The sequence below is a fragment of the uncultured Christiangramia sp. genome (genome assembly GCF_913046405.1).
Taxonomy (GTDB): domain Bacteria; phylum Bacteroidota; class Bacteroidia; order Flavobacteriales; family Flavobacteriaceae; genus Christiangramia; species Christiangramia marina.
Genome location: NZ_CAJWRQ010000097.1, coordinates 1 through 11,190 on the forward strand (window position 1 = coordinate 1; position 11,190 = coordinate 11,190).

Annotated in this window: 9 protein-coding genes; 8 read left to right on the forward strand and 1 reads right to left on the reverse strand. The window is 39.5% G+C overall.

From position 1 onward, the window contains the following. Window positions 1-159 precede the first annotated feature (159 nt). Entirely contained in the window at window positions 160-3,117 is a 2,958-nt protein-coding gene (locus QZ620_RS11630; RefSeq protein WP_295181810.1) for a hypothetical protein, read from the forward strand. Between the two features lie 71 nt (window positions 3,118-3,188). Here QZ620_RS11630 and QZ620_RS11635 read toward each other — a convergent pair whose 3' ends face one another. Continuing rightward, the gene (locus QZ620_RS11635; protein WP_141876783.1) at window positions 3,189-4,331 is read right to left on the reverse strand and encodes an acyl-CoA dehydrogenase; all 1,143 of its coding nucleotides are present in this window, start codon (window positions 4,329-4,331) and stop codon (window positions 3,189-3,191) included. A gap of 92 nt (window positions 4,332-4,423) precedes the next feature. On the opposite strand from QZ620_RS11635, the gene QZ620_RS11640 reads away from it, so the two are divergent. The 7 genes from QZ620_RS11640 to QZ620_RS11670 all read left to right on the forward strand — a co-directional run bounded on the left by QZ620_RS11640 (window position 4,424) and on the right by QZ620_RS11670 (window position 11,008). Further along, a complete protein-coding gene (locus QZ620_RS11640; protein WP_295181813.1) occupies window positions 4,424-5,488 on the forward strand; it encodes an anhydro-N-acetylmuramic acid kinase in 1,065 nt (354 codons plus the stop codon). Between the two features lie 65 nt (window positions 5,489-5,553). After that, entirely contained in the window at window positions 5,554-6,780 is a 1,227-nt protein-coding gene (locus tag QZ620_RS11645; protein WP_141876785.1) for a Glu/Leu/Phe/Val dehydrogenase dimerization domain-containing protein, read from the forward strand. A gap of 113 nt (window positions 6,781-6,893) precedes the next feature. Further along, entirely contained in the window at window positions 6,894-7,595 is a 702-nt protein-coding gene (locus QZ620_RS11650) for a MotA/TolQ/ExbB proton channel family protein (protein ID WP_141876786.1), read from the forward strand. 1 nt (window position 7,596) lies between these two features. Beyond that, entirely contained in the window at window positions 7,597-7,989 is a 393-nt protein-coding gene (locus QZ620_RS11655; protein ID WP_295181816.1) for a biopolymer transporter ExbD, read from the forward strand. Window positions 7,990-7,992: 3 nt separating this feature from the next. Continuing rightward, window positions 7,993-8,817 carry an energy transducer TonB gene (locus QZ620_RS11660; protein ID WP_295181819.1) on the forward strand — a complete coding sequence of 275 codons (825 nt, stop codon included), beginning with the start codon at window positions 7,993-7,995 and terminating at the stop codon, window positions 8,815-8,817. After that, entirely contained in the window at window positions 8,818-10,038 is a 1,221-nt protein-coding gene (locus QZ620_RS11665; protein WP_295181820.1) for a folylpolyglutamate synthase/dihydrofolate synthase family protein, read from the forward strand. Window positions 10,039-10,195: 157 nt separating this feature from the next. After that, window positions 10,196-11,008, forward strand: coding sequence for a hypothetical protein (locus tag QZ620_RS11670; RefSeq protein WP_295181821.1), 813 nt, complete (start codon window positions 10,196-10,198; stop codon window positions 11,006-11,008). Window positions 11,009-11,190: the final 182 nt, after the last annotated feature.

Here is an 11,190-nt window from a genome sequence, read left to right on the forward strand (position 1 = left end):
TGAAAATCTTTTCTGCACCCCTCGATGAGCCAGTGCAATTATGCACTACAAACTGTTCTACACAGGTGATACTCCATACTCTATATTCTCATTGAGGACTGCCCGGTCTACTTTTACTTTTTAATGTTTGTTATGGTTCTAACCATTAAATCAATCATTATGGAAAAAATTACTCAATTCAGTCTTCTACGAAGCTTGGATTCTTTCAGATCACTATCAAGTAAAACACTTAAAAGCATTCTAATGCTTGTCGTTTTGATGATTTCGATATTTGAAGCCGTAGCTCAATCACCTCCATTACCGCCCCAAACAGATTGTGTTTCGCAAGATTTACTAGTAGTACAGGCGCGGTTGGATGCACCAACTTGTGTTGACTGCGATGAAGGCACACAACAAAGCTTCCCATTGATCTTATCTATTAATAATAAAACTGGATCTTTCCGGCCTACATTTGCCTTTTTTGGTACGCTGGAAGTTAGAGATGCTGAAGGTAATTTAATTTCTACAGAAACTATCTCCGGCTGTAACGATACTGATGGTTTGCCGGCGAATACAATTACAGAACTACCATATCCTCCTATTAATTATACCTGTGGCACCAGTTTAAAAATTACAAATTTATATATGGCATGGACTGATGCATCAAAGGTTACGGACCAGTCAAGTAAAAATAGTTGTACTAACATAACTACGAATACAACTTCCAAGGGAGTTCTCGATATTGCTCCAAAATGTGGTACTCTAGGTGAGCTGAATGTCGAAACACCGCTCTCAGGTGGAGTAAGGAATCTAGACTCCAGCTGTTATCAATTGAACGATGCTGAGATTGAAGCACTCCCAATTGGTGGGAAAGCTCCTTATACTTATTTATGGTCTAATGGAGACACAACAAATAAAATCACGGGATTATCGCCAGGAATCTATACATGTATAATTACCGATTCCAACGGATGTACTTATAATATTGAAGGAAATGTTGGCGAACCTACAGGACTTGAGGCTATAGTCAATTCTTCTAATAATGCAACTTGTAATGGAGATTCTGATGGTGCTATTGATATAAGCGTGAGTGGTGGAACAGCAGACTACACGTATTTATGGAGTAATAATGCGACTACACAGGATATCTCAGGCATACCTGCTGGAACTTATTCAGTGACCGTGACCGATGCTAATGGCTGTACCGATACGATAGATAATATTCAGATCAGTGAGCCAGACGAATTGGTAGTTAGTGTGACATCAGTCACTAACGCGACTTGTAATGGAGAATTAGATGGCGCTATTGATATTATTGTAAGTGGTGGAACACCAGATTACACATACTTATGGAGTAATAATGCGACTACTCAGGATTTATCCGGGGTGGCTGCGGGACTCTATTCAGTAACAGTGACCGATGCTAATGGTTGTACGGATACGATCGATAATATAGAAATAGAAGATCCTTCTACCCTTGAAGCCGAAGTGGACGCTACAACCAATGTAAGTTGTTATGGATATTCTGATGGCGCTATTGACATTAGTGTTGTTGGCGGGACACCAGATTACACATATTTATGGAGTAATAATGCGACCACCCAGGACATCATAGGTCTTACTGCGGGAACGTATTCAGTGATGATCACTGACGCTAATGGTTGTACCTATAATCTGAATGATATTCAGGTCACAGAGCCAGACATTCTTGATGTCCAGATTGTGGTAGAAGATGTGTCTTGCCCAGGATTTGATGATGGAAGTATTACTTTCACAGCGACTGGAGGAACACCTCCTTATACCTCAGAACATGGAGATTTTAATGAGTTTGGAGTACTGATGCTAAGTGGTTTGACTCCTCAGGAATATGGTATTGTAGTTTCAGATGCTAATGAATGTGGATTAGCGATTGATGGTATTATTATTTCCGAACCTGATGAAATAGTGATTCCAGAAATTCAAACCCAACTTGCAGACTGTATTGGTGGTGATGGTAGTTTTATCTTCCTTGGTGATCCACAGAATCTTTATATAAGTTTTGATGATGGATTATCCTTTGATCTATATGCTGGAGCCATTTCACTTTCAGTAGGGCTTCATGATTTTGTAATCAAATATGGTGAAGATGGTTGTGTGAGCGATTCTGGACAAGTAGAAATTCAGCAAATACCTGCAACTAATTTCCCTCTTGATTTAACAATAACTCAACCCGATTGTGATACTGGTTTGGGTAATGTAGTGATAAGAGTTGGAGTAAATTCTAATATCGATACAGAATTCTTTACCTATAGAATTACTAGTGGAGAAACTGTGTTGTATGAAGAGAAACAAACCCTAGCGGGATTTGATCTTCCACCAGGTGACTATGTTATCTTTGGTTTAAGCGATAATGGCTGTGATTCCGGAAGAACTGAGATTAGATTGGAAGAACCAATATGTGAGAATTTCCAAGGATGTACTTTAGGTTACTGGAAAAATCATACAGACAGATGGTCTTGTCATTCAACCTGCACCTTGTATTCTGATGTATTTGGAAATAGTACTCCTTCACAATTACAGGGTAAAACCTTGCTGGAAGTATTGAACCAGGGTGGTGGCGGAATCTACAATCTAGGTAGACAATCTGTAGCTGCATTATTAAATATTTGTAATGGTGACGTGAACTACGAAATCCTTACTGAAGCTGAGTTGATAGTGTATGTTCAGGATAATTTCAGTAATGCTGGGGCAGCTGGTAGTTATTTGGATGAGTTGAACAACGCCGGTTGTACACTTGGTGGATCTAAAGCAACTTCAGCCCCTTCAGAAGGATGCGAAGAGCAAGATGACACAAGACCAGGAAAAGGTAAGCCTACCAAGAATTCTTCTTCGGTGACAAGTGGCTTCAAAGCTTCTCCTGTTCCTTTCAAAGAAAGATTAACTGTACAATATGACTTTGAATATACTTCAAATGTTACTATACAGGTTTATGACCTTAAAGGTCAGTTATTAAGAACTTACAAAGATCGAAAAGTAACGAAAGGAGATAGAACTGAATTAGCTGTAGATTTCAGAATGAAAGCAAATCAGGTTTATATTCTTAGAGTTGCTACAGACAGAGAGGTGTTTAGTAAAAATGTGGTTTCTGCTCGGAGATAATTATTAATCAACCAAAAATAGAAAGAGCAGCCAGTTGGCTGCTCTTTTGCATTATAAAAATTCCGAAGAACTTAATCCTTAAGAATACTTCTTGAGATCACAATTTTCTGAATCTCGGAAGTTCCTTCGTAGATCTGAGTGATCTTTGCGTCTCTCATTAATCTTTCTACGTGATATTCCTTTACATATCCATTTCCTCCATGAACCTGAACTGCTTCCACAGTTACATCCATCGCAGTTTTAGAGGCGTGAAGTTTTGCCATGGCACCTGAAAGATCATAGTTTTCTCCCTGATCCTTGTCCCATGCTGCTTTCATAACTAGGTGACGTGCTGCTTCAATTTGAGTATGCATATCTGCAAGTTTGAAGGCGATCGCCTGGTGATTGCAGATTTCTGTTCCAAAAGCCTTACGTTGCTTCGAGTAATCTTTAGCTAACTCATAAGCTCCTGCTGCAATTCCAAGTGCTTGTGCCGCTATTCCAATCCTACCACCAGAAAGTGTTTTCATGGCAAATTTGAATCCGAAGCCATCTTCACCAATTCTATTCTCTTTAGGAACCTTTACATCGTTAAAATTTAAAGAATGTGTATCACTTCCTCTAATTCCCAACTTCTGTTCTTTAGGTCCAATTTCGAAACCTTCAGAATCTTTTTCAACGATAAAAGCGTTGATCCCTTTATGTTTTTTTTCCTTGTCTGTTTGAGCGATCACAAGATAATAGTCGGCTGAACTACCGTTGGTGATCCAGTTTTTGGTACCATTAAGAATGTAATGATCACCTTTATCTATAGCCGTTGTTCTCTGTGAAGTTGCATCACTACCTGCTTCTGGTTCAGAAAGGCAAAATGCACCCAGTTTTTCACCAGTAGTAAGCTTAGAAAGATATTTCTTTTTTTGCTCCTCGTTACCGAAGGTATCAAGGCCCCAGCAAACCAGCGAGTTATTCACTGATACCATCACTGAAGCTGATGCATCGATCTTCGAAAGTTCCTCCATCGCAAGTACATATGAAATGGTATCCATTCCACCCCCGCCATATTCTGGTGACGCCATCATTCCAAGGAAACCAAGTTCACCCATCTTTTTGATAAGCTCCTTCGGAAATTCCTGCTTCTCATCTCTCTCGATAACACCCGGCAAAAGCTCCTGCTTTGCAAAATCACGGGCGGCATCACGTATCATTATATGTTCTTCGGTAAGTTTAAAATCCATGTGAAAAGAAATTTATAAAAAACTGATTTTTGGAGGGCAAAGATAGCTTTTTGGTATCTATAATTCAATTGATATTGAGTATTTTTACGAATATGAAAAAAAACGAGTATAGATTACTTGGAATTATGTCTGGCACCTCTCTGGATGGTGTCGATCTCGTTTTTACCGAATTGAACTTGAGCAAGGCTACGAATTTCAAGATCATATATTCTGAAACTATTCCTTATTCTGAAAAATGGCAAAACAGACTGAAGAATTCTTCCCGTCTCGAGCCAGCTGAATTGAATGAATTGGACCAGGATTATACAAAATATCTCTCTGAAGTTATTCTAAAGTTTATTGCTAAGTACGAGATTGATCTTCTGGATGCTATCTGTAGTCATGGACATACCGTAAAACACAGGCCAGACAAGGGTTTGACGTTCCAGATAGGAAATTTACCTAAAATTTCCAGTCTAACCGGCGTTCCTGTAGTTTGCGATTTTCGAGTGCAGGATGTGGAACTTGGTGGACAGGGCGCTCCGCTGGTTCCAATAGGAGACCGAATGTTATTCAGTAACTATAAATATTGTATCAATCTTGGAGGTTTTGCCAATATTTCCGAAGAAGTAGAGGGGCAAAGAGTAGCCTATGATATTTGTGCAGTAAACACGGTGCTTAATCAATATATGCGTAGCCTTGGGAAAGATTTTGATGAAGATGGCAACCTGGCCAGAACTGGAAAAGTAAATGTTGATCTATTTAACGAACTTAATGCACTCAAGTATTTTCAAAAAACTCCTCCCAAGTCACTTGGTATAGAATGGGTAGATAAATATGTGTTGCCTTTGATCGATTCTTACACCTTGCAAGTTCCAGATATTCTTCGAACTTTTATTGAGCATATTGCTGTCCAGATCGCTGCATGTCTAGAAACTTCTTCAGCTTCAGAAATACTTCTAACTGGTGGCGGTACCTTTAATAGTTTTCTAATTGAACGATTAAGATCATATTCTGATGGTGAATTTGTAATTCCGAAGAAAGAAATCATAGATTTTAAAGAAGCGTTGATATTTGCACTTCTGGGTGCGCTTAAATTAAGAGGAGAGATTAATGTGCTTTCCTCAGTAACCGGCGCAAAAATGGATCATTCTTCTGGACGTATCTATGAACCCTGAATATTTTATCAAATTCGGAATAGAGCCTGCTTAGTTTTTTATATTTGCTTCAAAATAATCCAAAAATGAAAGAATTACTCAAAGTATACGAGAATAAAGAACCTGAAATTGTTTTTAACTGGAAGGATTCAGAAACAGATGCTGAAGGCTGGACGGTGATTAATTCTCTTAGGGGAGGAGCTGCCGGTGGTGGTACCAGAATGCGTGTGGGATTGGATCAAAATGAAGTGCTTTCCCTGGCAAAGACCATGGAGGTAAAATTTACGGTTTCTGGCCCGCCAATTGGAGGTGCAAAATCGGGAATTAACTTTGACCCTGCAGATCCTCGTAAAAAGGGTGTTTTAGAACGCTGGTATAAAGCTGTATCGCCATTGCTGAAAAGTTATTATGGTACCGGTGGAGATCTTAATGTAGATGAAATCAATGAGGTAATTCCAATTACGGAAGATTGCGGTGTGTGGCATCCACAGGAAGGGGTTTTTAATGGACATTTTCAACCTACGGAAGCAGATAAGATCAACAGGATTGGACAATTGAGACAAGGTGTGATCAAAGTCCTGGAAAATACTAACTTCTCTCCAGATATTAGTAGAAAATACACGGTGGCAGATATGATCACCGGTTATGGTGTTGCAGAAGCTGTTCATCATTTCTATGAAATTTATGGCGGCGATATAAAAGGTAAACGTGCGATCGTACAGGGATTTGGAAATGTAGGTTCTGCTGCAGCTTATTACCTGGCGCAAATGGGTGCTAAAATTGTGGGGATCATCGATAGAGCAGGTGGTCTTATAAATGAGGAAGGTTTCAGTTTTGAAGAGATCCAGCAAATGTTTCTTGATAAAGATGGAAACGCCCTGCGTCACGACAATGTAATTCCTTTTGAAGAAGTGAATGAAAAAGTGTGGAAGCTTGATGCTGAGATTTTTGCTCCCTGTGCAGCTTCGAGATTAATCTCCAAAGAACAGATCACTAACCTGATTGATCGCAAACTGGAAGTAATTTCCTGTGGAGCGAATGTTCCGTTTGCAGATAAAGAGATCTTTTTTGGTCCTATTATGGAATATACCGATGAGCGAGTAAGTCTTATTCCAGATTTTATCTCCAATTGCGGGATGGCCCGAGTTTTCGCCTACTTTATGGAAAGAAGAGTGCAAATGACCGATGAGGCTATCTTCAATGATACTTCCATGACGATCAAAAATGCCATTCAGAATACATTTAATAACAATAGCAGCAAGACGAATATCAGTAGAACTGCCTTTGAAGTTGCTCTGAAACAGCTTGTTTAAAAGTTTGTGCAAATAATTTGAAAAAGCCCGTGAAAGCGGGCTTTTCTTTATTTAAATTTGATTTACAATTTAAAGCGCGATAGCACGTTACATTACAAAACCCAATTATACATATGCTTAATTTTTTACAGCAGGACGAGGTGGTAGATGCTGCTCAGGTAGCAGAACCAGTCGTAGAGGAGAAAACTCTTTCCTTATTTGATTTGATGTTTAGCGGAGGTCTTGGTGGCCAAATCATCATTATCATTCTATTTGTTTTATTATTTGCGGCAGTCTACATCTATTTTGAAAGATTATTTGCGATCAAAGCGGCTAGTAGAGTGGATAAGAATTTCATGCTCCAGATCAAAGATAGTGTTCAAAGTGGCAACATAGAATCTGCAAAGATTCGTTGCGCTCAAAGTGATTCTCCAGTGGCGAGATTAACTGAAAAAGGTATTTCTAGAATTGGGAGTCCGTTGGAGGATATCAATACCGCTATTGAGAACGCAGGAAGACTGGAAGTTTACAAGCTTGAAAAAAACGTTAGTATTTTGGCAACTGTTGCCGGAGCTGCACCTATGATCGGTTTCCTTGGAACCGTTATTGGTATGGTGCTTGCTTTCCATGAACTGGCAACAAGTAGTGGACAGGCTCAAATGGGAGCACTTGCAGAAGGTATTTATACTGCAATGACAACAACGGTAGCTGGTCTTATAGTTGGTATTATAGCCTATATTGGATACAATCACCTCGTTGTGAAAACAGATAAAGTAGTGCACCAGATGGAAGCAACTGCAGTAGATTTTCTTGACCTGTTAAACGAACCGGCTTAATATGAATTTAAGAGGTAGAAATAAAGTAAGTCCGGAATTTAGTATGAGTTCGATGACCGATGTGGTTTTTCTACTACTCATATTTTTTATGCTGACTTCACCTGTGATCACTCCGGAAGCGCTGGATCTTATTTTGCCAAAGGCAAAGGGTAAGACTACCAGTCAGCAAACACTTTCCGTTAGTATCACGAAAGATCTGCAGTTCTATATTAATAGCGAACGTGTAAGTAGTAGCGCGCTTGAATCTACACTGAAGACGAAACTTGCCGGAGAAGAGAACCCAACGATCATTCTGCGGGCTGAAGAAGGAGTGCCAATTGAGAAAGCTGTGAACGTTATGGATATTGCCAATCGTAATAGCTATAAGATCGTATTAGCAGTAAAACCCGAATAGAGAATGTCGATGCTGGAAACTAAACATGAGAAGAAGTCTTTTACCATCACTGTAGTGTTACATGTGCTGCTTATTCTTTTGTTGATTTTCTTCGGAATGACTTATTTGGATCCACCGCCTGAAAACGGGATCGCGATAAATTTTGGTACTTCGGAAGTGGGTTCTGGCGACAAGCAACCTACTGAACCGGTAAAGTCTGCTCCAAAACAGGCAGCAGCTCAACCGGTGCAGTCTGAACCTGTGATCGAAAAGGAAGTTGTAACCCAGGAAATTGAAGAAGCTCCGGTGATCGAGAAAAAGAAAAAACAACCTACGCCTGTAAAAACAAAACAGCCGGAACCTCCGAAGGAAGAGCCGAAGCCAGTTAAGAAACCTGAGCCAAAGCCAGATAAATCTACTAATGATGCCTTAAGCAGTATCTTAAACGGACCTGAAAGATCTGGAACTGCTACCGGTGGTGAAGGAAACGACAACCAGGCTGGAGATAAAGGTAGTCCAGATGGTGATCCAAATGCCAGTTCTTATTATGGTCAGGGATCAGGACTGGATGGTGATGGAAATTACAGGCTTGGAGGAAGAAAAGCATTGAACAAAGAGAAATTTGTTCAGGATTGTAATGAGTCTGGGATCGTGGTAGTGAAAATCGTGGTAGATCAAACCGGTCGCGTAGTAAGCGCTCAGCCCGGAATGAAAGGCACTACCAATAGTGCAGCCTGTTTAACAGGCCCCGCGCAAAGAGCAGCATTAGCAACCAGATTCAACAGTGATTCCAATGCACCTTCCAAACAGGTTGGAACCATAATTTATAACTTTAAACTTACCGAATAATTGAAATCCTATCAGGAAACCCTGGAGTGGATGTTTCAGCAATTACCCATGTATCAGCGGGTAGGAAAAAGTGCGTTTAAGAAGGATCTTTCCAATACCCTTAAACTTACAGAACACCTGGCTCATCCCGAAAATAAATTCCGAAGTATTCATGTAGCCGGTACAAATGGTAAAGGCTCGGTGAGTCACATGCTTGCTTCGATATTTCAGGAAGCGGGGTATAAAACTGGGCTTTACACTTCGCCTCACTTAAAGGATTTTCGAGAACGAATAAGAATTAATGGTGTGGTGATTTCAGAAGAAGAAGTTGTTGGTTTTATTGAAGTGAATCAAAATTTTCTGGAAACCAACCGACTTAGTTTTTTTGAAATGACTGTGGGAATGGCTTTTGACTATTTTGCAAAAAGCGAAGTTGACATTGCGATCATTGAGACCGGGCTTGGAGGACGTTTAGATTCAACGAATATTATCACTCCTCAATTATCTGTAATAACCAATATTGGTCTGGATCATACTGCATTTCTGGGAACAGATATGCCTGCAATTGCTACAGAAAAAGCTGGTATTATTAAGAATTCTGTTCCGGTTGTAATTGGTGAGAGACATGATCAAACCATGCCTGTTTTTACTGCAAAAGCTGCTGAAGTGGATTCTCCTCTGTTTTTTGCTGATGAATTTGAGCTGGCTGAAGTTGATTCCGATCTTATAGGAACTTATCAGGAGTATAATAAAAAGACAGTTCTGGCAAGTATTGAGATGTTACGCAAAGGTGGCTGGAAGATTACTTCTGAAGCTATTATTCATGGTTTAAATAAAGTACAGAGCAATACGGGTTTAAGAGGAAGATGGGAGATTTTGGGAAATGAACCTAAGATCATTTGTGATACCGCCCACAACGCTGAAGGGCTTAAGCTGGTATTGCAGCAACTTCTGAAAGAAAACTTCACCAGATTACATATAGTTTTGGGAGTCGTTAACGATAAGGATTTGAACTCAATTTTACCATTATTCCCCAAAGACGCCGACTTTTACTTTGCAAAGCCAGATGTACCTCGTGGAATGCCTGCTGAATTTCTGCAGAAAGAAAGTCTCAAATTTGGTTTGAATGGAAATGTTTATTCTTCTATTTCCGAAGCATATATTACCGCGCGGAAAGGAGCTAATACGGAAGATCTAATTTTTATTGGAGGCAGTAATTTTACAGTTGCTGAAGTTCTATAGACTAATGATAATGTGTTAGTTAACATTTATTTGTTTCTTTAGAAGACTTTGTAATAGAGCGCTGCCCTACTTCTGAAATATCCTACAGGCTATTATAACTCCAATCCTACATTGGGCTAACCATTTTGCTGTGTTTTAATAACTAAAACTCGAAAAAATGAAAAGCACTATTCAATTAAGCATTCTGTTATTCCTGGGCTTTCAGCTTGCAGTATACACGCAGGAAACTGAAGAGACCGAGCAGTACGAACCGGTTTACATTGCGATGACCACAACTCACTGGAGCGACGATCCTGACACAGATTTCTCGGGATGGTTAGATACTGAAAAGGAGTATTTCGAAAAGGTTGCCAGTAAAAATGACCTTATTCTTAGTTCTGGCGTTTTTACGCACTATTTCACTCCAGATAATTCTGAAGTTGTTCTGGTGAATGTGTACAGAACCTGGAACGATATAGAGGAGGCGAACAGCAGAACTGAGGAACTCATTGCTGAAGGCTGGAAGGATGATGAATCCAGAAAGAAATTTTTTGAAAAGCAGCAATCTTATTATTCTGCAGAACATCGGGATGAGATCTATCAATCCATGCAATTTTCAATACCAGAAACTGTAGATAAAGAAAACCCGAAGATTTATTATGTAAGGACTGCAGATCTAAGTATGAATGGAGAAGGAACACCTGAGAACTTCAAGCAGTATTACGAAAATATCACTAAAAAGAGTAAGAAATTAAAAGGTTACTATACTCACAGGCATCTCTGGGGATCAAATGCTCGTGAAATGAACGAAGTATTTGTATTCGATAAACTCGGTGATATTGAAGAATTCTTTGAAGAGGAACAAGGTCTTGTTAATTCTCATTGGGCAGACGAAGATGAAAGATCAGAGTTTATGGAAGAAATGACTAAGCTGTTCACGGGAAAACATGGGGACTATGTTTACAGAAATGTTCCATCTCTAATGAAATAGGTTACAACTAGTTCATAATTAATAAGTTCCAATTCAGGAGTGCTCTATCACAGTTTTTCTTTTGTAATTTCTTTAAAATTGTTTTGTGTAAATGAAAATGTAGTCTATATTTGCATCCGCAATCACACAAGGGCGCGTAGCTCAGTTGGTTCAGAGCACTTGGTTTACACCCAAGGGGTCAG